The organism is Micromonospora sp. NPDC000207, assembly GCF_040300925.1.
Classification (GTDB): domain Bacteria; phylum Actinomycetota; class Actinomycetes; order Mycobacteriales; family Micromonosporaceae; genus Micromonospora.
On the sequence record NZ_JBEPEQ010000016.1, the window covers coordinates 1 to 23,029 of the forward strand.

Here is a 23,029-nt window from a genome sequence, read left to right on the forward strand (position 1 = left end):
GCCGCGTCTCCCACCGCCGCCGGAGTCGTCGGCGTCCTCGACACCGGGGCCTCGGCAGCCGGTGACTTCACCGCCACCCCGCTGCTCTCCTCCGGGTCCTGGGCGGCCGGTGCCTCCTCCGGCGCGTTCACCTACGGCTACCAGGTCCAGGTCCCGGAGGCGACCGGCGGCCTCCAGCCGAAGATCAACCTCGGGTACTCCTCCCAGTCGGTGGACGGTCGGACCTCGGCCACCAACAACCAGGCGTCCTGGATCGGCGACGGCTGGGACTACAGCGCGGGGTCGATCACCCGCAGCTACGCCAACTGCGCCCAGGACTCGAAGAAGGCCGGGGCCAACAACGCCACCCACCGCACCGGGGACTTCTGCTGGGGCTCGAACAACGCCACCCTCTCCCTCGGCGGGTCCACCACCGAGCTGGTCTGGGACGCCGACGAGGCGACCTGGTTCACAGCGAACGGCGACGGGTCCCGGGTGGAGCTGGTCAAGGACACCAGCAAGGCCAACGGGGACGCCGACGGCGAACACTGGATCGTCACCACCCGGGACGGGACCCGGCACCACTTCGGTCTGCACCGGCTGCCCGGGTGGTCAACCGGAGACCCGGTCACCAACTCCGTCCTCACCGTCCCCGTCTACGGCAACCACGCCGGGGAGCCCTGCTACCAGGCCGGGAACTGGGGGGCCTCGGTCTGCACCCAGGGTTGGCGGTGGTCGCTGGACTACGTCGAGGACGTCCACGGCAACGCGATGAGCCTGTGGTGGACCAAGGAGACCAACCACTACGCCCGCAACTTCAACTTCAAGGACCCGGTCCGGTACGACCGAGGCGGCTACCTGACCCGTATCGACTACGGTCAGCGGCGCAGCACCCTCTTCTCCGCCCCGCCGGTGTCCCAGGTGACCTTCTCCGTCGCCGAGCGCTGCTTCGCCGAGGGGAGCCTCACCTGCACCGAGGCGAACTTCACCAGCAAGGAACCCGCCAGGTACCGGATCTGGTACGACACCCCGGCGGACCTGCGTTGCACGGCCGGGCAGAAGTGCTGGAACGCCTCCCCGTCCTTCTTCACCCGCAAGCGCCTCGACAAGATCACCACCTGGACGCAGCGGCAGCCCGGCAGCACCGCCCGGCAGGTCGTCGACGAGTACCAGCTCAAGCAGTCCTTCCCGATCCTGCAGACCGGTACCAACACCGCCCTCTGGCTGGAGTCGGTCACCCGGACCGGCTACGGCCGGGCGGGTGGCACCGACCGGATCAGCCTCAACCCGGTCCGGTTCGAGTCCAACGTCGAGGACATGCCGAACCGGGTCCGCAACGACCACCGTCCCGGGTTCTCCCGGCTGCGCATCGCCCGGGTCATCAACGAGTACGGCGGGGAGACCGTCGTCACCTACCGGCAGCCCACCGGCGGCTGCGCCACCGGGGCCGGCCTGCCAGGAAAGACCGACACCACGGCCCTGAGATCGAACACCCGGCTCTGCTATCCCGCGTTCTGGCACCCCGACCCGGCCGCCGAGGAGATCGACTGGTTCCACAAGTACGTCGTGGAGAGCGTCGAGGAGCTGCCCGTCATCGACGGCCCGGCGGTCAACACCATCACCAGGTACGCCTACGACACCCCCGGGTGGAAGCTCGCCGAGCAGGAGTTCACCAAGAAGTCCACCCGGACGTACTCCCAGTTCGCCGGGTTCGCCAAGGTCACCGTCCTGACCGGGCACGACGACGACAGCGACGGCAGTCGGCGTACGAAGTCCGTCGCCAGGTACTTCCGGGGGATGGGTGACACGGTCTCCGTCCCGGACGTCACCGGGACCGAGATCGCCAAGGACCGGGAGGCCTTCGCCGGGCGGATCGCCGAGGAGCTGACCTACAGCAGCGCCGAGCACGCCGACTCGAACTGGCTGACCCGCAGCGTCACCTACCCGGAGGCGCTGGAACTGGGCCGACGCGACCGGGACGACGGGCTCAGCCCGCTGCGGGCCTGGCGGGTCACCGAACCCCGGACCCGGTCGTTCACCAGGTCCTCCGGCACCGGGGACGACACCCGTACGCTGCGGACAGTCGAGTCGAGGACCACCTACGAGACGACGTACGGTCTGCCGACGTCGATCGAGTCCCTCGGGGACACCGGCCGCACCGGGGACGAGTCCTGCACGTCGGTGCAGTACGTGCACCGTACCGACAAGCACCTCATCGGGTTGACCCGGCAGATGCGGACCAGCCCGACCACCTGCGCCGCCGCCACCTTCGACGACCTGGGGACCCTCGCCTCGGCCAGCCGGATCGGCTACGACGGCGCCGCGTACGGCACCGCACTGGCAGTCGACGCCCGGGGACTGGTCACCCAGACCTGGTCGCTCAACGGCGCCGGGACCGGCTACCAGTCCGACGGCACCGTCACCTTCGACGCCCACGCCCGGGTCACCGGCCGCACCGACCCCGACGGCAAGACCTCGACCACCACGTACACCCCCGACACCGGCCAGGCCTTCCAGGTCCGGGAGAGCAACTCCCTGCAACACCGGCAGATCCAGGAGATCGACCCGGGGCGGGACGTGGTCCTGCGCAGCACCGACCTCAACGACCTGGTCAGCGAGGCCCGGTACGACGCCCTCGGCCGCCTCGTCCAGGCGTGGGGACCCGGCCGGAGCACCACCGTCACCCCCGACTTCGCCGCCGAGTACGTCGTCGAGACCGGGAAACCGTCCTACGTCCTGACCAGGCTGCGGGGACACGACAACCGGATCGACACCTCGATCACCATCTACGACGGTCTCGGCCGGGAACGGCAGACCCAGGAGGGGGCCGTCGGCGGGGGGCGCCTGATCACCGACGTCTTCCACAACGCCGCCGGCGAGGTGTGGCGGACCCAGAACGCCTACTACGCCGACGGTGCTCCGAACGGAACGCTCTTCACCCCGGCGGCCACCGACGAGGCCCCCGCCGCGGTGCCCAACGCGACCCACTACGCCTACGACGCGCTCGGTCGGGTCGTCGAGGAGATGCCGATCCACCACGGCGTCGAGGTGCCCCTGCGGGCCACCCGGTACAGCTACGGGGCCGACCACTCCACAGTGATCAACCCGACCGGGGCGCCCTCCTACCGGCTGTACACCGACGCCCTGGGCCGGACCGCCCGGGTCGACACCTTCACCAACTCGGCGCGTACCGCGTTCACCTCGATGCGCTACGAGTACGACGACCGGGGACAGCTCGCCAAGGCCACCCACTCCGCCGACCCGTCCCGACCCTGGACCTGGGCGTACGACAAGCGGGGCCGGCTGGCCAGCGCCACCGACCCGGACACCGGCACCACCACCGTCGGGTACGACCACCGCGACCGGCAGGTGACCTCCACGAACGCCCGGGGGATCACCGTCTGGAACGGGTACGACGAGCTGTCCCGCCCGACCCAACAGCGGCTGGGCGGCAGCACCGGAACCCTCCTCGGCCAGTACACCTACGACACCGCCACCCGGGGCAAGGGGCTCCCGGCCACCGCGACCCGGTTCACCGACGGACTGCCGTACACCCAGTCGATCGGCGGGTACACCGACGACTACCAGCCGACCTCGACCACCCTGACCCTCCCCACCGCGATCGCCACCGCCTGGGGGCTGGCCACCACCTACCGGTACGACTACACCTACACCGACACCGGTCTGCCCGAATCGGTCACCCTCCCGGCCGTCGGCGCCCTGCCCAGCGAGAAGATGCTGGTCCGGTACACCGCCGACGGGCTGCCCCTGTCGGTGTCCGGCAGGGACTGGTACGGCTCGGAGACCGTCTACTCCCCGTACGGCCAGGTGCTGCGCTCCACCCTCGGGGCACAGCCGTCCCGGGTGTGGACGATGGCCTCGTACGACGACGCCAGCGGCGCCCTCACCGACCAGCAGGTCTACCGCGAGCAGAAGGGACACACCGCCCGGGTCGCCGGGAACCTGGTGTCCCACCGCTCCTACGGCTACGACAACGCCGGGAACGTCAACTCGATCCGGGAACGGGCGATCGGGATCCAGGAACGGCAGTGCTTCAGGTACGACGCCGTCGGCCAGCTCACCACCGCCTGGACCTCGAACAACCTGACGTCGTGCATCGCCGGTGCGGCAGGTCCGGACGGTGTCCCGAACGTGGCTGCCGGACCGGACGGGGCCGGATACTGGCACCAGTACTCCTACGACCTGCTCGGCAACCGGACCCGGTTGGTGGAGAAGGACATCACCGGGGACACCGCGAAGGACGCGACCTCCACCTACACCTACGGTCGGGTCGACGGCGGCCAGCCGCGCACCCTGACCCGGGTCACGAAGGAGTACACCACCCCGGCCGGCGCGGAGATCACCGCTGTCGCCCAGCGTCTGTACGAGGCGACGGGGGAGACCAGGTCCGTCGCGTCGGTGGAGAACGGCGACGAGCAGACCCTGACGTGGACTCATGACGGTCAGGTCGAGCGGATCACCGGGCAGGGCAGCAAGGGCCGGTCCCCGTACGTGGGGGTGGCGGGCAAGTGCCTGGACCTGACCGGTGGGCAGGCGGTGGCCGGGCAGCCGATCCAGCTGTGGTCGTGCAACGGCACTCCCGCCCAGCGGTGGACGTTCGCCCCCACCCCCGGCCAGCCCGACGGGGACGTCGGCTCGGTGACCGTGTACGACGACTGGTGCCTCCAGCCCGCCGGCAGCGCCGCCGGTTCGGCGGTGCAGTTGCAGAAGTGTGACGGTGGGGCCGGTCAGCGGTGGGAACGCTCCTCGACCGGCCAGTTGACGCATGTCGGGTCGGGTCTGTGCCTTGCGGTGCAGGGTACGGCCACCGCCGACGGAACCCCGACGGTCCTCGCCGCGTGTGCGGGTGGGGCGGTGTCGCAGCGGTGGGAGGCGCAGTACGACACCCGGCACATCTACGGCCCCGACGGCAGCCGACTGTTGACCGTCCAGGGTCGGCAGGCCACCCTCGACCTGGGCGAGGCCCAGGTGACAGTCCAGTCCGGTGGGACGTGGGTCAGCACCCACCGTTCGTACGCGGCCCCCGGCGGCAGCATCCTGCGGTACGCCCACGGGGCGGGCGGTTCCCAGTTGGCGGCGATCGCCGGGGACCATCAGGGCTCCCCTTATGCCGAGGTGGCTCTCGACGGGTCGGCGATGACGCCGAGGATCCGGAAGCAGGATCCGTTCGGCAATGCCCGGGGCACCGCGTACCTGGCGTCGAACACCGAGACCCGGACCGGGTTCCTCGGTGCCGTCCACGACGACGCGTCCGGCTACACCCCACTGGGTGCCCGCCTGTACGACCCGGCGGTGGGCCGGTTCCTCTCCGCCGACCCCGTGTTGGACCTGGCCGACCCGTTGCAGTCCAACGGGTACGCGTACGCCCACAACAACCCGGTCACCCACTCCGACCCGACCGGCCTGTCCATCTCCCTGACGCCGTCGGAGACGGCTGCAGCCCTCGCGGGTGCCGGCCTGTCCGCCGCCCAGGTCGCCCAGGCCAACGCCGACATGGGCAAGACCGTCACGTCAATCATCTTCTCGGTGGCGTGGGACGTCCTGAAAGACTTCCTCGGCATCAACGCCGCTCTCGGCTGCTTCGGCGGCAGTGTCTGGTCCTGTGTCGACCTGATCACCGGGGCGATTCCCTGGGTGAAGGCCGCCCGCAACGCCGGGAAGATCATCGGTGCGGTGACCCGGACCTTCAACGCCATCCAGGCCCTCCACGCAGCTAAACGCCGCGCCGAACAGGTCCTCCGCGCCGCGAAGGCAGCCGAAGCATCCGCCCTCGCCGCGAAGAAGGCGGCGATCGATCGGGCGAAGAAGGCAGCCCAGGCAGCGAAGAAGAAAGCCGCCGAGAAGGTCAACACCACCAGCAACCGGGCGGTCAACCAGGCCAAGAAGACCGGCAACCCCGTCCAGAAACAGGCCCAGGCCAAGTCGAACCCGAAGGCATCATCGGCTGCGTCCAGCGGTGGTGGGAAGTCCGGAGGCGGCGGTAAGAACTCCGGCGGCGGGGCAGGCAAGGCGACTTCCAAGCCGGGAGGTAACTCCGGGGGCGGCAGCCGTTCCAACGGCGGCACCAGCGGAGGCGGCGGAAACGGCAAAGCTGGCAACGCCGCCGAGGTCGCCACCGGCGGATCCTGCAACAGCAGCAGCTTCATCCCCGGCACCAAGGTCCTCATAGCCGATGGCACTACCAAGCCCATCGAAGACCTCAAACCCGGCGACAAGGTCCTCGCCACCGACCCCACCAGCGGCGACACCACCGTCGAAACCGTCACCGCCGCCATCACCAGCACCGGCACGAAACACCTCGTCAAGATCGCCATCGACACCGACGGCGATCAAGGCACCGATCAGGCCGAGATCGTCGCTACCGACAACCACCCCTTCTGGGTGCCCGACCTCGACCAGTGGACCGACGCCAAGGAGTTGAAGGCCGGTCAGGGGCTCCGAACCAGCGCCGGCACCCACGTCCAGATCACCGCCATCCACCGCTACGCCACCCAATGGGCCACTGTTCACAACCTCACCATCGCCAACACCCACACATATTATGTAGCAGTCGGGGAGCGCTCGGCGCTGGTCGGTAACTGCGGCGGCTCGATCCGTGTCTCTGTGTCCGCTCAAGACTGGGGAACGAAGGGGGCTCATGTGCACATCGGAAACCATGAGGTGCGTGTGTTCCCAGACGGAACTGGGGGGATTGGCGCCGAGGCCATCCGTCTGAGTTCAGGGACCGCTACGCCTCAAGACGTGCAGCGAGCGCTTGCTGAAATAAATAGAAGCGCTCGATTCCGGTCCGACTTGATCGGCAAAGCACGTAGCGCCATGGCTAGCATGAACAGTGGCGAGTGGGGCATGAACCTAAATCGCGCCGCCGAAATGAACTTCCTGATAAAGGCATTGGAGAAAATGGGGTGACCGGCATCGAGTTTTATTTGGACGCACTCCTGTCGGGCGAGGTGTGCGGTGTAGGGGCAGGGTCTTCTGCTGATCGCATCCAAGAAGTCCTGGGATCCGGATTTATCGATGATCGGCGAAAAAGATGGATGCGCCGCGATTTCGGATTAGTGGAGTTTCATTTCAATCGAGTGGGGCCAACTTGGACGTGTTTTGGCTCCACAATTCAAGTCCACCGATTGAAAGAAGCGGGTGGCTCGATTACCCCCAGATCATTGATCAAACTGTATGGTGAATTATCGTCAACTCTCGATCATGCAACTCTCACCGACGCCTTTCAAGCACGAGGTGGTCTTCTTGTGCGCGAAGGGGTCGCAGGGGAATTCGTGCGCTACCGGGTTGCCGGGGCGAGCTCCTTTGTCTACTCCCTTCGCAGTGCCCCGGAGAACTCGATCGCCAGTCATCCCATCGAGACGGTGTGGTCAATCGACCTCAGGGCGCGTCAAGCTTAACCGGGGTTAACATAAGCAGGCCGAGTTCGGTGGATCAGTACGGCTGCTGGCCCTGTCCGCTGCCCAGGTCGCGCAGGCCAACGCCGACATGGGCAAGACCGCCACGTCGATTATCTTCTCGGTGACGTGGGACGTCCTGAAATACTTCCTCGGCATCAACGCCCCGCTCGGCTGCTTCGGCGGCAGCGTCTGGTCCTGCGTCGACCTCGTCACCAACCTCATCGCCGCCAAGAGGGTCTTGCAGATGGGCAGGATCCTCGGGCGGTCCACCGCACATTTCGAGCTGTCCAGATCCTGTTCGACGCCCAAACGCCGCGCAGAACAGATCCTCCGCGCGGCGTAGTCCGCCGAATCTTCCGCGCTGGCGGCGAAGAAGGCGGCGATCGAGCGGGCGAAGCGGGCGGCGCAGGCGGCGAAGAAGAAGGCCGCAGCGAAGGTCAACACCACCAGCAACCGGGCGGTGAACCAGGCCAAGAAGACCGGTAACCCTGTTCAGAAGCAGGCTCAGGCCAGGTCGAACCCGAAGGCCTCGTCCGCTGCGTCCACCGGTGGTGGGAAGTCCGGAAGCGGTGGAAAGGCGACTTCCAAGCCGGGAGGTAACTCCGGGGGCGGTAGTCGCTCCAACGGCGGCTCCAGCGATGGTGGTGGAAACGGTAAGGCCACCGGGGGTTCCTGTCAGAACCCGAACAACAGCTTCGTCCCCGGCACCCCGGTGCTCATGGCCGACGGCAGCACCAGGCCGATCGAGGAGGTGGAGCCCGGTGATCGGGTGATTGCCACCGATCCGGAGACCGGGCGTACCGAGGTGGAGACCGTCACGGCCGCGATCACCGGCGACGGCGTCAAGCACCTGGTCACCATCACCGTCGACACCGACGGCGACCAGAGCACCGAGACCGCTGACGTCACTGCCACCGACGGGCATCCCTTCTGGGTTGCCGATCTCGGCGAGTGGGTCGACGCCACCGACCTCAACCCCCAGTGGCTGCGCACCAGCGCCGGCACCCACGTCCAGATCACCGCCATCACCCGCCACACCCAGCGGGCCACCGTCCACAACCTCACCACCGCCAACACCCACACCTACCATGTACTCGCCAGCGACACCCCCGTCCTGGTCCACAACTGCAGCGAGACGTTCTATCGAGACATGAGTGAGAAAGAATTTCAGCAACTTGGGCCAGGTGGCGAAATTTCCGTGCGGGGAACGGAGATTTTCGTTACTCAGTCGCGCGACTACCTGGAAGGTTTGAGAGGGCGAGTTTCTCGCGGTGGTGGACGTAATGCTGACAAGTACTCGGTGCTGGTTGCGTTTGAAATGCAACGAGGGGCTCGCGACGCACTCGTGGCCGCAGGGAAGCTGCCAGCCGACATTGGGCAGGATCTGCGGTCTGTGCACTTGAAAATGGAACGTGGGTTCGAAACCTTCGGCCTTAGGACAGATTCAGTTCATGTTTTCAATTCGAGGATCACGAGCTTTGCGAGGGTGGACGATTGGTGGCGAGCGATGATCTCGCGGATGCGGTCGACTCTCAAGTTTCCCGGGGTCCAATAACTGCTGAAGTCGCAATGAGGATCCAGCACGAGTTTCCGGCTGCCGCCGAGTACCTAGCAAGCTGGATTCGAATTTCTGCTGAAGGCCGTGACTGGCGGAGGGTCGAACGGCTTGCAAACCTTGCCGCCGCGTTGCGGGCTCCCAATCTAAGTGCTGTCCTTGTTGGTCTTCTTGAGGCTGATATTAGTGGCCTGAATGAGGAGGATCTGGTAGATATCCTTGGGGAGATTCGAGCAGTTGAATCAGCAGGAGCAATATTTCGCATTATTAAGCGACGCCTTGATGTAGATGCTCCCGCTTACTGGCTGTGCCAGAAAGCGATTCTTTCTCTGAGTGAGCTTGACACAGATGAGGCTGAGCGGTACCTCAGAAGCATGCTCTCCGATTGGTGGCCAAAACCAGTCCGATGGCATGCGGCGGTCGTACTGTGTGTGGAGGACGACCTCGGGTTCGACGAGGGTTCCATGCTTACCTAGGCTGGTTAATTCAGAAGGAGTCTTTCCTGAATTAGCTAGTGCCGTGACCATGAACGTTCGCGGCGTTGAGGAGTATCTGTCGCCCGGCGGCCGTGCCGGTTCCTGATCGTGAAACCGCTCCCGTGGTCTTGGCTCACGGGAGGGGCAGAGGAGTTCACTGTCCGGGGGAGCGCGGCGATCGGTGGCGCGCACCCGCCGGGCTGTCAGGCGTGTGGGGCCTGGTCGGCCTTGAGGGCCTGGAGGAATCCGGTCCATGCCCGGTCGGTGAAGGCGAGGGTGGGGCCGTTGCGGTCCTTGGAGTCGCGTACGCCGATGGTGTCTTCGGTGAAGCGGACCTCGACGCAGGCGGCGTTGTTGGAGCTGCGGGTGGACTTGAACCAGTCGCGGTGGGGGGTGGTCACGTCATCTCCTCGGCGATCCGCTGGATCAGGGCCAACGACTCGGCCGAGTTTAGCGCTCGTTCCTGGGCCTCGGCGAAGGTGACGACGTAGTCGGCGACCCGACTGGACTGGTCGATGATGTCGCTGGAGGTGAGGACCTCCTGCCAGACCAGTTCGGGTAGTCGGGGCGAGGGGAACGACAGGATCTGGAACGGTCCGCCGAGCGCAGGGTGTGCTCCGGCGGCGAAGGGCATGACCCGGATGTCGAACTGGTGGGGGCGTTCGGTGAGCAGGGTGGCCAGGTGGCCGAGCTGGGCACCCATCACCGCCGGGCCACCGACCTGCTGACGCAGCGCGCCCTCGGCGACGACGGTGGTCAACCGCAGTGGCACCTCGCTGGTCAGCCTGGCTTGGCGGGCCATCCGGGCGCTGATACGCCGGTCGATCTCGGTCAGTCGGACGTAGGTGTTGCCGCCCCGGATCACTGCACGGGCGTACTCCTCGGTCTGCAACAACCCGTGCAGCAGTTCGTTGTCGTAGCTGCGGATTTCTGCCGCGCCGGCCTCGTAGCCGAGGAAGCGGAGGAACTCGGCCGGGAAGAGCTGGGAGTACTGGTGCCACCAGGCCCGCTGCATCGCCGCGACGCGCAGCTCCTCCAGCTCGGCGGCCTCGCTCGGCTCGACCTCGTAGATCTTGACGAGTTGGGCCAGTCGGTCGGCTGGCAGCTTGACCCGACCGGATTCGACCCCGGAGACGTACGCCTGGGTGATGCCGCTCGCTCGCCCGGCGGCGACGGCGGTCAGGCCCAGCTCCTCCCGGCGCTCCCGCAGCCGGATGCCCAGCTCCCAGGCGTGGACTGTGGGCGATGTCAAGGCGGGCCGTGGCCAGACCCGACCCGGTGGCATGCGGCGGTGGTACTACGCGTCGAGGTTGAACTCGGATTCGACGAGGACACCATGCTTACCTGACGGACAAAAGGGCAGGACCGCCCCGAGGGCAGTCACCTGTGAGAGGCGCTCGGCTGGCGCTGATAGCGGTCTTTCCCTCGACCGAGGGGTGAAACCGAGTCTCGGGGTACGTGGGCTGTCAGGTGGCGAACGGAGGCGGGAGCGGGTCCGGTCAGGTGTGTGGGGTGTGGTCGGCCTTGAGTGCGTGGAGGAAGCCGGTCCATGCCTGGCCGGTGAAGGCGAGGGTGGGGCCGGTGGGGTTCTTCGAGTCGCGTACGCCGACGGTGTCGTCGTCCATCCGGACTTCGACGCAGTTGGCGTTGTCGGAGCTGCGGGACGACTTGAACCAGCCCTGGGTCGGGGTGTCGGACTGTACGGTCACGTCATCTCCTTGGCGATCCGGCGGATCAGGTCGAGTGATTCGTCGGAGCTTACCGCCAGTTCTCGGGTCTCGGCGAAGGTGACGACGTAGTCGGTGACCCGGACCGACTGGTCGATGATGTCGATGGAGGTCAGGATCTCCTGCCAGACCAGGTCGGGCAGCCGGGGCGACGGGAACGACAGGACCTGGAAGGGTCCGCCGAAGGCTGGGTGTGCGCCGATGGTGAACGGCAGGACCCGGATGTCGAACTGGTCGGGGCGTTCGGTGGCGAGCCGGACCAGGTGGTCGAGTTGGGCGCGCATCACGGTCGGGCCGCCGACCTGCTGGCGCAGGGCACCCTCGCTGAGGACGGCGCTGATCCGGAGTGGATGTTCGCCGTCGAGCCGGGCCTGTCGGGCCATCCGCACGGCGACGCGCCGGTCGACCTCGGTGAGGCGGATCGTGGTGGTGCCGCCCCGGATCACCGCGCGGGCGTACTCCTCGGTCTGCAACAGGCCGTGGATGGCCTCCGGGTGGAAGCTGCGGATCTGGTCGGCACCGGCCTCGTAACCGAGGAACCGCAGGAACTCGGCCGGGAAGAGCTGCGAATACTCGTGCCACCAGCCGCGACGGGCGGCCCCGGCCCGAAGCTGTTCCAGCTCGGTCGCCTCGTCCGGCTCCAGTTCGTACGCCTCGACGATCTGGGCCAGACGGCGGGCGGGAAGTTTGACGCGGCCCGCCTCCACGCCGGAGACGTAGGCCTGGATGATGCCGATCGCGCGACCGGCGGCTGCTGCGGTGAACCCGACCTCCTCGCGGCGCTGGCGTAACCGCAGTCCAAGCTCCCACGCCTGAACGACCGGCGACGAGTCCAGGTGCGACAGGGGTGCACGGGGGCGGGGCTTCTCTGTGGACGGGGTGGCCATGGCTCCTCCAACACTCGAACTCACCGATGACCGCGAGTATTCACCCCGACACGCTTGATATCAAGCTGTGAAGGGTGCATTCTCAGGAAAACAATCGATCTGTCGATGCGTCGAGGAGGTAGTCATGGAGACCGAGGGTCGGTGGGTCTACCGGCAGGAGAAGGTTCCGCACGCGTTCTCGTTGTGTCGGGTGCTGGACGCGGGGACGTTCGAGCAGTCGTACGACCTGCTCGGGGTCGTCCAGGTCACTGTCGACCGGCGGTATCCGGAGCGGTTGCCCGCCGCCTTGCGGCCGTGGGCGTTGGCCACTCTCACCAGTGGCGGGTACGGCTTCGGCCGGTACTACGCCTCGTACAGCACTCTCGACGAGGACGGTGAGCCGGACAAGGCCATCGCCGACGAGTACGTCGACTGGTCCGGCACCGAGACCCTGGCCCCCACCTCGCAGCCCTCGGACGGTGAGGGCGTCGAGCGGGCCTGAGGGGGCGGTGACGTTCGCGAGGCCCCGGGTCACCCTTCAGGGGGCTGGGCTGGGTGGGCCGGGTGGGCCGGAGCCCGGTGAGCAGTGTGCTTGCCGGGCTCCGGTGTGTCGTGCGGGTGGTTCCCGGTCTGGTGTCGGCCGGGGTGGTGGGGGATTACCTGCCCCGGCTCCGGCGTCGTCGCTGGGCGTCCGGGTCTTGCGTCTGGGTCTTGTCCTGGTCGTCGGACTGGCGGATCTCGCCGACGGTCCGTTCCCGCAGGGCGGCGATGTGAGGTCGGGTGAAGCCCGGGGTGGTGCGGGCGGCCTGGATCCCCCGCATCGCCTCCGCGTGCTCGACCGAGTCGTGGTCACCGTGCTCCCGCAGGGTGGCCCGAATCGTGATCAGAGCGTTCTCGTTGGCGATCTTGGCGGCGTCCTCGTCCCGTTGCCTGTCCTGCTGGGCCTGGAACCGGGCCCGATCCGCCTCCCGTTGTGCGTCGACTTCCGGTCGATGTTGGTTCATCCGGGGACCTCCTGGAGGATCGTCGATGCGTTGCGTGCCCGCCCTACGGCGGCGGACCCCGGTCGGTTCGATGCGGATTCGACAAAGGATGTGGCGTAGCTCATTGCGCTCATCGGGTCGCCGAGAGTATTGAATCGAAAGTTGACGGACCGTGTGTGCGACGGCGTGCGTCGGGGGCTGCGGTGGCTAGGGTGGGCTGTGCAGGATGTCCCGCTGAGGGGGTGAGCCCGGATGGCCCAGGCAGCGTACGCACCGGAGCCGATGCCGCAGGGCACCGAGGCCCGACGACCCGCCGGAGCGTCGTTCGACGTGCTCCGGTGGCACGACGAGCCGTGGACCGCCCAGCTCGCCCTCGACCTGTTGCCGGAGACCAACGGCCCCAAGGTTGAGGTCCTGAGCGGAAGCGTGATCGTGACACCCCACGCCGGATACGACCACCAGGACGCCGAGCTTGATCTCGCGTACCTGTTGAAGCAGGCGGCCCGTCGGGCCAAGCTGTGGCTCTACGCGGAGGCCAACGTCGTCTCGGGCGACGACCTCTTCATCCCCGACATCGTCGTTCTCCGGGTGCCCGGGGGTGGCCGGACGACCATGGACATCCGGCACGCGGTCCTCCTCGGAGAGGTGGTGTCCCCGGGTGCGCGGCGTAAGGACATCGTCGATCGTCCCCGGGAGTACGCCGCAGCCGGTGTTCCCTTCTTCCTCCGGGTGGATCTTCGTAACCGGATTCCCACGATCGCCCTCTACGAGCTGGTCGACGGGGAGTACCGGCCGCAGGCCGCCGCAGCAGCCGGGATGACGTTCGTGATGCGGGAGCCCTTCGAGTTCGCCGTCGACCCGGCCGACCTGCTCGGCGAGGAGGCCCCACCGACCGACGACGAGCCGGAGTAGCGTCCAGCAACGGATCGGTGGGGGCCGCAGGGGCAGGTCGGGGCGGGTTGGTGAGGCTCCCAGCGAGGGCTCAGACAGGGTGGGACAGAATGGGCCGGTGACGACCCCCCGCGACTGTGTGCTGCTGGGATCCACCGGTTCGATCGGTACCCAGGCCATCGACATCGTGCGAAGCAACCCGGACCGGTTCCGGGTGGTGGCGCTGGGTGCCGGTGGTGGAAACGTCGAGCTGCTCGCCGCCCAGGCCCTGGAGTTGGGGGTCGAGGCGGTCGGGGTGGCGAAGGCGTCCGCCGTGCAGGACCTCCAACTCGCCTTCTACGCCGAGGCGCAACGTCGGGGGTGGGCCACCGGGGACTTCAAGCTCCCGAAGATCGTGGCCGGGCCGGACGCGATGACCGAGTTGGCGCAGTGGCAGTGCGACGTCGTCCTCAACGGGGTCGTCGGATCGTTGGGGCTCCCGCCGACGCTGGCGGCGCTGCGCGCCGGGCGTACCCTTGCCCTGGCCAACAAGGAGTCCCTGGTGGCCGGCGGCCCGCTGGTCAAGGCCGCGGTGACCCGGCCGGGGCAGATCGTGCCTGTCGACTCCGAGCACTCGGCGCTCGCGCAGTGCCTGCGGTCCGGGACCCGGGCGGAGGTACGCCGACTGGTGGTGACCGCCAGCGGCGGACCGTTCCGGGGGCGGCGGCGCGAGGAGCTGACCGAGGTCACCCCGGAGCAGGCGTTGGCGCACCCCACCTGGAACATGGGGCCGGTCGTGACGATCAACTCGGCGACGATGGTCAACAAGGCGCTGGAGGTGATCGAGGCGCACGAGCTGTTCGACGTGCCGTACGCCGACATCACGGTGACGGTCCACCCCCAGTCGGTGATCCACTCGATGGTGGAGTTCGTCGACGGGTCGACGATCGCGCAGGCCAGCCCCCCGGACATGGGGCTGCCCATCGCCCTGGGACTGGGCTGGCCGGACCGGGTCCCCGGGGCCGCCGGTGCGGTGGACTGGACCACCGCCCACACCTGGGAGTTCGCCCCCCTGGACGACACCGCGTTCCCGGCGGTGGCACTGGCCAAGGCGGCCGGTACGGCGGGGCGGTGCCGACCGGCGATCTACAACGCGGCGAACGAGGAGTGCGTCGCCGCGTTCGTCGCCGGGCGGCTGCCGTTCCTCGGCATCGTCGACACCCTGGAACGGGTCCTGGACGAGGCCCCCGACTATGCCGAACCAGGTACGGTCGAGGACGTGCTCGTCGCTGAGTCGTGGGCGCGTGCCCGCGCGCAGGAGATCATCGTGGCATCTGTGGAAGGAGCTTGATGGCGTACCTGCTCGGGGTGGTGCTCTTCGCCCTGGCCATCCTCATCTCGGTCAGCCTGCACGAGGCCGGTCACCTGATGACCGCCAAGGCCTTCGGGATGAAGGTCACCCGTTACTTCGTGGGCTTCGGCCCCACCATCTGGTCGTTCCGCCGGGGCGAGACCGAGTACGGCCTCAAGGGCATCCCCCTCGGCGGCTTCTGCAAGATCGTCGGAATGACCCCGCAGGACGACGACGTCGAGCCGGGTGACGAGAAGCGCGCGATGTGGCGCTACCCGGTCTGGAAGCGGACGATCGTGATGTCCGCCGGGTCGGCCGCCCACTTCGCCCTCGCCCTGATCGGCATCTGGATCATGGCGATCTCCGCCGGGCTGCCCAACCCGCAGTTCCCCAGCACCGAGGAGCAGATCCGGGCCGAGCCCGCAGTGGTGGCGCTCGCCGAGTGCGTGGTGCCGGAGTTCGCCAACCGGGCCTGCGCGGCCGGGGACCCGGCCAGCCCGGCCGCCACCGCCCAACTGCGCGACGGCGACCGGATCACCTCGCTCAACGGCATCCCGGTCAACGACTACGGCGACCTGCTCGCCGCGATCCGGACCGTCGCCCCCGGCAGCACCGCCCAGATCGGGTACGTCCGCGACGGCCAGGAGACCACCGCCAGCACCGTGCTCGCCCAGACCCAGCGCCCCCCGCTGGACGACCCGAACGGTGCCGTCACCCCGGTCGCCGCCCTCGGCGTGGGCCTGATCCCCAGTACCCCGGTCCGGGTCACCTACGGTCCGCTCGCCGCGTTCGGGGCCACCGCCGACTTCACCGGCACCATGGCTGTCAACACGTACGAGGCGATGAAGCGGCTGCCGGAGAAGGTCCCGGCGCTGTGGAGTGCGATCACCGGCGGCGAGCGGGACATCGACACCCCGATCAGCGTGGTGGGAGCGAGCCGACTCGGCGGGGAGGCGGTGGCGAACAACGCCTGGATCGTCTTCTTCATGCTCTTCATCTCGCTGAACTTCTTCATCGGCGTGTTCAACCTGTTGCCGCTGCTGCCCCTGGACGGCGGGCACATCGCCATCGCCTGGTTCGAACGGGCCCGGTCGTGGATCTACGCCCGGTTCGGCAAGCCCGACCCGGGTCGGGTCGACTACCTCAAACTCATGCCCCTGACGTACGGGGTGATCCTCATCGGTGGCGCGTTCACCCTGCTGACCATCACCGCCGACGTCATCAACCCCATCACGCTCTTCTCAAGGTGAGTGCCCCAAAGTGACAGCTGTCAGTCTCGGTATGCCCGCCGTGCCGCCCCCGCCGCTGGCCAAGCGCCGCACCAGCCGCCAGATCATGGTCGGCGACGTCCCGGTGGGCGGTGGCGCCCCGGTCTCGGTGCAGTCGATGACCACCACCCTCACCTCCGACGTCAACGCCACCCTCCAGCAGATCGCCGAGCTGACCGCCGCCGGATGTCAGATCGTCCGGGTGGCGGTGCCCAGCCAGGACGACGTGGAGGCGCTGCCCGCGATCGCCCGCAAGTCGCAGATCCCGGTGATCGCCGACATCCACTTCCAGCCGAAGTACGTCTTCGCCGCCATCGACGCCGGGTGCGCGGCGGTCCGGGTCAACCCGGGCAACATCCGCCAGTTCGACGACAAGGTCGCCGAGATCGCGGCGGCGGCCTCGGCGGCGGGCACCCCGATCCGGATCGGGGTCAACGCCGGGTCCCTGGACAAGCGGCTGCTCGCCAAGTACGGCAAGGCCACCGCCGAGGCGCTCGTCGAGTCGGCCCTGTGGGAGTGCTCGCTCTTCGAGGAGCACGGGTTCCGGGACATCAAGATCTCGGTCAAGCACAACGACCCGGTGGTGATGATCCGGGCGTACCGTCAGCTCGCCGAGGCCTGCGACTACCCCCTGCACCTGGGGGTCACCGAGGCCGGCCCCGCCTTCCAGGGGACCGTCAAGTCGGCGGTCGCCTTCGGGGCGCTCCTGGCCGAGGGGATCGGCGACACCATCAGGGTCTCCCTGTCGGCCCCGCCGGTGGAGGAGATCAAGGTCGGGGCGGCGATCCTGGAGTCCCTCGGGCTGCGCGAACGCGGCCTGGAGATCGTCTCCTGCCCGTCCTGCGGCCGGGCCCAGGTCGACGTCTACAAGCTCGCCGAGGAGGTCACCGCCGGTCTGGAGGGGCTGCCGGTGCCGCTGCGGGTCGCCGTGATGGGCTGCGTCGTCAACGGCCCGGGTGAGGCCCGGGAAGCCGACCTCGGCGTCGCCTCCGGCAACGGCAAGGGCCAGATCTTCGTCAAGGGCAAGGTCGTCAAGACCGTACCGGAGGCGCAGATCGTGGAGACCCTCATCGAGGAGGCGCTGCGGATCGCCGACGAGATGGGCGCGGAGCTGCCGGAGGAGCTGCGCGACCTGCTTCCCGGCGGGGCCACCGTCACCGTCCACTGACCCGCCACTCGTCCCGCAGGCCGTGGCGTCCGACGAACCGGACACCACGGCCTGCGGCGTTCCCACGGTCGCCGGTCGGTCACCCGCGTCCTGCGGTCGGGCGGCGGCGGACCGGGAACATCTGGCAGGCTGGTGGTCGTGCTGACGGTTCCGGTGCGCCAACTGGGGGAGTCGGAGCGTCGCGCCGTGGAACGCCTGCTCGACCTCGACCCGTTCGCCGGGGCGCAGGTCGCCGAGCGGATCGCCGCCCGCGGGCTCGCGTGGTGGCGGGCCGAGGGCAGAGTCCTGGGGTACGGCGCCCGCCGCAACCTGGAGGCCATCTGCTGGCTCGGCGGGAACCTCACCCCGGTGCTCGCCTCCGACGCGGCCGTCGCCGCCTTCGCCGACCTGCTCGCCGGGGAGGAGCGGCTCTGTTCGTCGATCGTCGGGCGGGCCGACGCCGTCCTCAGCCTGTGGGACCGACTCGCCACGACCTGGGGGCCACCCCGTGACGTCCGGGCCAACCAGCCGCTCCTGGTCGCCGACGCCCTGCCCGGGGTGGTGCCCGACCCGGAGGTCCGCCCGGTGCGCGCCGGTGAGGTCGACAGGCTCTTCCCGGCGGCGGTGTCGATGTACACCGAGGAGGTGGGCGTCTCCCCGTTGACCGACGACGGGGGGCGCAGCTACCGCCGTCGGGTCAACGAACTGGTCCGGGCCGGGCGGGCGTACGCCCGGTTCGTCGACGGCCAGGTGGTGTTCAAGGCCGAACTGGCGGTGGTGACCCGGCGGACCGCCCAGATCCAGGGGGTCTGGGTGGCCCCGTCGTGGCGGGGTCGGGGGATCGCCACCGCGGCGATGGCGGCGGTGGTCCGCGACGCCCTCCTGCGGGTGGCCCCCACCGTCAGCCTCTACGTCAACGACTTCAACGAACCGGCCCGCCGGGTGTACCAGCGGTGCGGGTTCCGCCCGGTCGGGACCCTGGCCACAGTGCTCTTCTGACGCCACCGATCGAACGTTGCGGCAGCTCACGCGGTTGGTGGAGCGGACCGGTGCGCGCCCCGGTACGGGCGGAAAAATGCGTTGAGCGGGACGTCCCGGACGGGAAGGCTGGGAGGATCGCCACCCCCCTGTCCCGGAGGAACCGCATGCGCCTGCTCCGTGACCTGTGGGTCACCTCCCCCCGTCGGATGGCGGTCGTCGCCGTCCTCATCGTGCTCGGCGCGGCAGGTCAGGCCGCCGCCTCCGCCCTGGCCGGCCCGGTCCTGGTGCACCGCTCCGGAGGGTTCTTCACCCTGCTGGCGGCGGCCCTGGTCGCCCTGGTCCTGACCGACCTGGTCGTCGGGCTGGTGATGGCCGGGTTGACCGCCGACTGGTCTGCCGACGTCCGACGCCGCCTCTGCCGGGTGGCGATGGGGCAGGACCTGCCCACCCTGGAGAACACCCCGGTCGGGGAGCTGCTGGACCGCATCGACGGGGACGTCTACCAGGTCGCCGCCGAGGTCAGGGGCGCCGGCGTACGGCTGACCCAGGCACTTGCCGGTGGGGTGCTCTCCACGGTGGTGGCCTTCGTCGTCTGGTGGCCGGCCGGGATCGGGATGCTGGTGGTCACCGCCGTGCTGGTGGGGGCGCTGCGTCGGCCCACCGCCCGGATCGCCCCGGCCCGGATGGCCGAGGAGGAGGCCTGGTCCGACCTGGCCGCAGTGGTCGAGGAGGCGGTCCACGGTCAGGACGACGTCCGTACCAGCCTGGCCCGTCCGTACGTGCTGAAGGTGTACGCGGGGCGGGCCGCCCGGGTCCTGGAACGGGGGATCCGGGTGTTCCGGCTCACCGGCCAGGTCACCACGATCGCCGGGGCGGTGATGCGGGGCGGGATCGCCGCTGTGGTGCTCGGCGGGTCGTGGGCGCTGGTCACCGACCGGATCGACGGTGCCCGGCTGACCGCCGTCTGGCTGCTCGCCCTCGGGTACGGCGCGACGGTCGAGCACACCAGCCGGCTGGTGCCGCAGATGCAGCAGGCCCTCGGGGCGTGGGCGCGGATCCAACTGCTCGCCGCCGGCGCGCAGGAGCCGACGGGCGGCCTGACCCCGGTCCCCGGTGACCTGGTCATCAGGGGGCTCACCTACCGCTACCCGTCGGAGGACGCCGGGCGGGGACCGGCCCTGCGCGACCTGCACCTGACCTTCGCCCGGGGCCGGTCGTACGCCCTCGTCGGGCGGACCGGGTCCGGCAAGTCCACGCTGGCCAAGGTGCTGTCCCGGGCCGTGGAGGTGCCCGCCGGGACTGTCTTCCTCGGCTCCGTGGACCTCGTCGACCTCGACGTGGAGCAGTTGCGCCGGTTCGTGGCGGTGGTGCCGCAGCGGACCGAGATCCTCGCCGGCACCCTCGCCGAGAACGTGGCCCTGTTCGACAGGAACCTTCTCGACGCCGCCGAACGGGCACTGCACGAACTGGGCCTCGACCCGTGGGTCGCCGAACTGCCTGACGGGGTGCGGACCCGGCTCGGGGAGGGCGGTCACGTCCTGTCCGCCGGGCAGGAGCAGCTCGTCGCGTTCGCCCGGATCCTGGTCCGTGATCCGCACGTGGTGATCCTGGACGAGGCGACCGCCCGACTGGACCCGGTGACCGAGGCCCGGGTGCAGCGGGCCACCGAACGGCTGCTCGCCGACCGGATCGGCATCGTCATCGCCCACCGGCTCTCCTCGGTCCGGCGCTGCGACGAGGTGGTGCTGTTGGCCGACGGTGCGGTGGTGGAGGCCGGGCCGATGGCCGGGTCGCGGCGCTTCGCCGAGCTGCTCGCCACCAGCGACAGCCTCGCCCTCGCCGGGGCGGGCGCCCAGGTCGGAGCCGGTCGGGGCGGGACGGCACCGGTGGTGCCCCAGTCCCGGCCGGAGGGCGCTGACCCGGTGGTGGTGGTCCCGGAGCGGGCGGAACCGGTGGCGAAGGGGACCCCGCCGCCGTTGCCCGGGTCGCCGCCCGCCCGGACCATGCGGGAGATCCTGCGGCTCAGCCGCAACGACCCCCGGTACGGGCTGGTCTCCATCGTCCTGTTCGGGGTGATGACACTGCTGGGCCTGGACGGGGTGGTGCTGCCCTGGCTCTGGGCCGACGTTGTCGACGGCACCGCCGAACCCTGGCTGCCGGCCCTCGGGATCGTGGCCGCCCTGCTCGTCACCGCGCCGTTGCCGTACTTCACCAACCTGTGGTTCCCGCAGTGGTGGGTCCGGCAGATCCTGCGGATCAACGCCCGGCTGGTGCACGGGCAGACCGGCCCGCGTCGGGTCAGCGCCCACACCCCGGCAGAGGTGGTGGCGCAGGGCGGGGACACCGACCGGGTGGTGCAGATGACCGACAACCTCCTCGACCAGGGCATCGCCGTGGTGATGCTGGTGGGGATGACGGTGGTGACCGGCAGCGTCGTACCGGCGATGTTCTTCCTCGGCACCATGCTCGTCTCGGGGGCGGTCGCCACCGGGTTCGGGCCGATGCTGGAACGGTGCGCGCGGGCGACGGTGACGGCGCGGGCCGCGTTCGCCACCGCCCTGGTCTCCGCCCTCTCCTCGGCCCGGACGGTGAAGCTGGCCGGGGCGACCCGGCCGGTGCTCGGCCACCTCGCCGACCTGGACGTCGTCCGCAGCGCCCGACAACGTCGGGAGATCTCCCTGCAGGTGTGGTCGGCGTCGACCCCGGCGGTGGTCAGCGGACTCCTGCCGATCGGCGCGTGGGCGCTCTACCTCGGGGGTGGGCTGACCGCCGGTGCCACCCTGGTCGCCGTCTCCACCCTCGGGGCGGCCAGGTGGTTCGCCTGGACCACCGCCTCACTGGTCTCCAAGTACCCCTCGGCGCGGGTGTGGACGCGGCGGACGGTGGCGATGACCGGTGTCGGGGCGTACTCGACGGAGGTCCCCGGGTTGGACCTGGTGGCCGGGACCGCCCCGGCACCCGAACCGGCTCCGCGGAGCCCCCTGCGTCGGCTGGAGCTGACCGGGTTCGGCGCCGTCCACGAGGACGGCACGGTGGCCGTCCGCGACGTCGACCTGGCCGTCGAACGGGGTGAGCTGGTCCTGGTCGTGGGGCCGGTGGGGGCGGGCAAGTCGTCGATGCTGCGCGCCCTCGCCGGGATCGTGCACCACACCGGGACCCTGACCTGGAACGGGGAACCGGTCACCGAGCCGGAGGTGTTCCTCCGGCCCAACCAGGTCGGATACGTCGGTCAACTGCCCCGGGTGCTCTCCGGGACGGTGGCCGACAACATCTCCCTCGACCACGGGGTGGACGCCACCGGGGCGGTCACCACCGCCCAGCTCGACCACGACCTGGCCGCCGGTGGCGGGCTCGGCCTGGTGATCGGCCACAAGGGCACCCGGCTCTCCGGGGGACAGCTGCAACGGCTCGCGTTGGCGCGGGCGTTGGCACCGCGTACCGAGCTGTTGATCGCCGACGACGTCTCCTCCGCGCTCGACGTCACCACCGAGCTGGCGCTCTGGGAGGCCCTGCGCGGCCACGGGGTGACGGTGGTCGGATCGACGTCGAAACGGGCGGCGCTGGTCCGGGCCGACCGGGTGCTCGTGTTGCAGGCCGGGACGGCGGTGGCCCAGGGGACCTGGGCGGAGCTGGAGCCGCGCTGGGGTCACCTCGCGGGGTGAACCCGGCGCGGCGGGGTGGGCGGGGTGGTGGCCAGGGTCACCGCAGTGGCCAGGACCCACCCGGCGGCCAGCGCGATGAACACCCGTTCCAGGACCCCGACCAGGGTGCTCCGCCCGACGACCAGCATCGCCAGGGCCACCGCTCCGGCCATCGGGAGCGACGCCACGAAGGCCCCCGCCGCCATCCGACGCAGCCGGGGCGCGGCGTCGGGGGAGACGGCCACCGCCGCCATCGCGAACACCACGCAGGCCGCCGCCGCCGCTGCCGCCCCACCGTGCACCAGGTCCGCCACCGTCGGCTCCTCGAACGGGGGAAGCGGACATCCGTCGCTACAGGTCACCGCAGCGGACAACGCCGTGCAGAGGGCGGCGACGGCGAGGAGCCCGGCCGCCGTACGCAGCGCCGAGGGCAGGGCGACGGCGAGCAGGAGCAGCGCCGTGGCCAGCGCGAACATCCCGGAGCCGAAGACCGGGGCGTACGGGCTCCCGGGGATGCCGGACTCGCTGACGTACCCGGTCAGACCCGGACCGGGACCGGCGACCACCGCGACGACGATCGCGACCACGCCGCCCACGGTGCCGACGGCGGCCACGGCGGCGACGACCCGAGCCGCCACCTCCCGTGACGTCCGGGCCCGGGAGGCGGGCGGCACCATGGGCGACAACCTATCCGATCCGTCGTGGATATCCTGGCGCCGGTGTCGACGGTGATCCGGTCGACAGTGACGCCCCTGCCCCTTCCC

16 protein-coding genes and 1 pseudogene are annotated in these 23,029 nt (G+C 69.5%); 11 read left to right on the forward strand and 6 right to left on the reverse strand.

All coding sequences use genetic code 11. The annotated features are described in order from the left end of the window. The 4 genes and pseudogenes from ABT336_RS06370 to ABT336_RS06385 form a co-directional block, all read left to right on the forward strand. Positions 1-6,909: ricin-type beta-trefoil lectin domain protein (locus tag ABT336_RS06370; RefSeq protein ID WP_350895467.1), on the forward strand; the 6,909-nt coding region annotated here is incomplete at its 5' end. Next, positions 6,906-7,400: a hypothetical protein gene (locus tag ABT336_RS06375; RefSeq protein WP_350895468.1), complete on the forward strand. Its 495-nt coding sequence runs from the start codon at positions 6,906-6,908 to the stop codon at positions 7,398-7,400. The genes ABT336_RS06370 and ABT336_RS06375, both read left to right, overlap by 4 nt. 52 nt (positions 7,401-7,452) lie before the next feature. After that, a pseudogene (locus tag ABT336_RS06380) lies at positions 7,453-8,955 on the forward strand (polymorphic toxin-type HINT domain-containing protein); the annotation flags it as partial. Between the two features lie 14 nt (positions 8,956-8,969). Further along, positions 8,970-9,431 (forward strand): hypothetical protein, encoded by a 462-nt coding sequence (locus ABT336_RS06385; RefSeq protein WP_350895469.1) that lies wholly within the window; start codon positions 8,970-8,972, stop codon positions 9,429-9,431. Between the two features lie 203 nt (positions 9,432-9,634). Here ABT336_RS06385 and ABT336_RS06390 read toward each other — a convergent pair whose 3' ends face one another. From ABT336_RS06390 to ABT336_RS06405, 4 genes are all read right to left on the reverse strand, one after another. Further along, the gene (locus ABT336_RS06390) at positions 9,635-9,832 is read right to left on the reverse strand and encodes a DUF397 domain-containing protein (protein ID WP_350895470.1); all 198 of its coding nucleotides are present in this window, start codon (positions 9,830-9,832) and stop codon (positions 9,635-9,637) included. Next, positions 9,829-10,683, reverse strand: coding sequence for a helix-turn-helix domain-containing protein (locus tag ABT336_RS06395; protein WP_350895471.1), 855 nt, complete (start codon positions 10,681-10,683; stop codon positions 9,829-9,831). Before ABT336_RS06395 ends, ABT336_RS06390 begins: the two co-directional genes overlap by 4 nt. Positions 10,684-10,930: 247 nt before the next feature. Further along, a complete protein-coding gene (locus tag ABT336_RS06400) occupies positions 10,931-11,140 on the reverse strand; it encodes a DUF397 domain-containing protein (protein ID WP_350895472.1) in 210 nt (69 codons plus the stop codon). After that, entirely contained in the window at positions 11,137-12,045 is a 909-nt protein-coding gene (locus ABT336_RS06405) for a helix-turn-helix domain-containing protein (RefSeq protein ID WP_350895473.1), read from the reverse strand. Before ABT336_RS06405 ends, ABT336_RS06400 begins: the two co-directional genes overlap by 4 nt. Positions 12,046-12,169: 124 nt before the next feature. Between ABT336_RS06405 and ABT336_RS06410 the strand changes: the two genes are divergently transcribed. Beyond that, entirely contained in the window at positions 12,170-12,526 is a 357-nt protein-coding gene (locus tag ABT336_RS06410) for a hypothetical protein (protein ID WP_350895474.1), read from the forward strand. 154 nt (positions 12,527-12,680) lie between these two features. Here ABT336_RS06410 and ABT336_RS06415 read toward each other — a convergent pair whose 3' ends face one another. Then, complete coding sequence (locus tag ABT336_RS06415; RefSeq protein WP_350895475.1) at positions 12,681-13,028, reverse strand: hypothetical protein; 348 nt, start codon at positions 13,026-13,028, stop codon at positions 12,681-12,683. A gap of 231 nt (positions 13,029-13,259) precedes the next feature. Here ABT336_RS06415 and ABT336_RS06420 point away from each other — a divergent pair, with 231 nt between their 5' ends. The 6 genes from ABT336_RS06420 (at position 13,260) to ABT336_RS06445 (ending at position 22,286) form a co-directional block, all read left to right on the forward strand. Further along, a complete protein-coding gene (locus tag ABT336_RS06420; protein WP_350895476.1) occupies positions 13,260-13,919 on the forward strand; it encodes a Uma2 family endonuclease in 660 nt (219 codons plus the stop codon). 97 nt (positions 13,920-14,016) lie between these two features. Then, positions 14,017-15,228 carry a 1-deoxy-D-xylulose-5-phosphate reductoisomerase gene (dxr, locus tag ABT336_RS06425; RefSeq protein WP_350895477.1) on the forward strand — a complete coding sequence of 404 codons (1,212 nt, stop codon included), beginning with the start codon at positions 14,017-14,019 and terminating at the stop codon, positions 15,226-15,228. Next, complete coding sequence (locus ABT336_RS06430) at positions 15,228-16,478, forward strand: M50 family metallopeptidase (protein ID WP_350895478.1); 1,251 nt, start codon at positions 15,228-15,230, stop codon at positions 16,476-16,478. The genes dxr and ABT336_RS06430 overlap by 1 nt, the downstream gene beginning before the upstream one ends. 10 nt (positions 16,479-16,488) lie before the next feature. Next, a complete protein-coding gene (gene ispG / locus ABT336_RS06435) occupies positions 16,489-17,664 on the forward strand; it encodes a flavodoxin-dependent (E)-4-hydroxy-3-methylbut-2-enyl-diphosphate synthase (protein ID WP_350895479.1) in 1,176 nt (391 codons plus the stop codon). Between the two features lie 138 nt (positions 17,665-17,802). Beyond that, positions 17,803-18,642 (forward strand): GNAT family N-acetyltransferase, encoded by an 840-nt coding sequence (locus ABT336_RS06440; protein WP_350895480.1) that lies wholly within the window; start codon positions 17,803-17,805, stop codon positions 18,640-18,642. Between the two features lie 146 nt (positions 18,643-18,788). Next, positions 18,789-22,286: an ATP-binding cassette domain-containing protein gene (locus ABT336_RS06445; protein ID WP_350895481.1), complete on the forward strand. Its 3,498-nt coding sequence runs from the start codon at positions 18,789-18,791 to the stop codon at positions 22,284-22,286. Here the strand turns inward: ABT336_RS06445 and ABT336_RS06450 are convergent. Continuing rightward, positions 22,271-22,942 carry a DUF998 domain-containing protein gene (locus ABT336_RS06450; RefSeq protein WP_350895482.1) on the reverse strand — a complete coding sequence of 224 codons (672 nt, stop codon included), beginning with the start codon at positions 22,940-22,942 and terminating at the stop codon, positions 22,271-22,273. The genes ABT336_RS06445 and ABT336_RS06450 overlap by 16 nt on opposite strands. Between the last annotated feature and the right edge of the window lie 87 nt (positions 22,943-23,029).

Bases quoted from the DNA above. Each gene is read 5' to 3' on its own strand.
- ABT336_RS06385 (WP_350895469.1), top strand. From the start codon at position 8,970: ATGAGGATCCAGCACGAGTTTCCGGCTGCCGCCGAGTACCTAGCAAGC.
- ABT336_RS06420 (WP_350895476.1), top strand. From the start codon at position 13,260: ATGGCCCAGGCAGCGTACGCACCGGAGCCGATGCCGCAGGGCACCGAG.
- ABT336_RS06415 (WP_350895475.1), bottom strand. From the start codon at position 13,028: ATGAACCAACATCGACCGGAAGTCGACGCACAACGGGAGGCGGATCGG.
- ABT336_RS06410 (WP_350895474.1), top strand. From the start codon at position 12,170: ATGGAGACCGAGGGTCGGTGGGTCTACCGGCAGGAGAAGGTTCCGCAC.
- ABT336_RS06445 (WP_350895481.1), top strand. From the start codon at position 18,789: ATGCGCCTGCTCCGTGACCTGTGGGTCACCTCCCCCCGTCGGATGGCG.
- ABT336_RS06430 (WP_350895478.1), top strand. From the start codon at position 15,228: ATGGCGTACCTGCTCGGGGTGGTGCTCTTCGCCCTGGCCATCCTCATC.
- ABT336_RS06450 (WP_350895482.1), bottom strand. From the start codon at position 22,942: ATGGTGCCGCCCGCCTCCCGGGCCCGGACGTCACGGGAGGTGGCGGCT.
- ABT336_RS06405 (WP_350895473.1), bottom strand. From the start codon at position 12,045: ATGGCCACCCCGTCCACAGAGAAGCCCCGCCCCCGTGCACCCCTGTCG.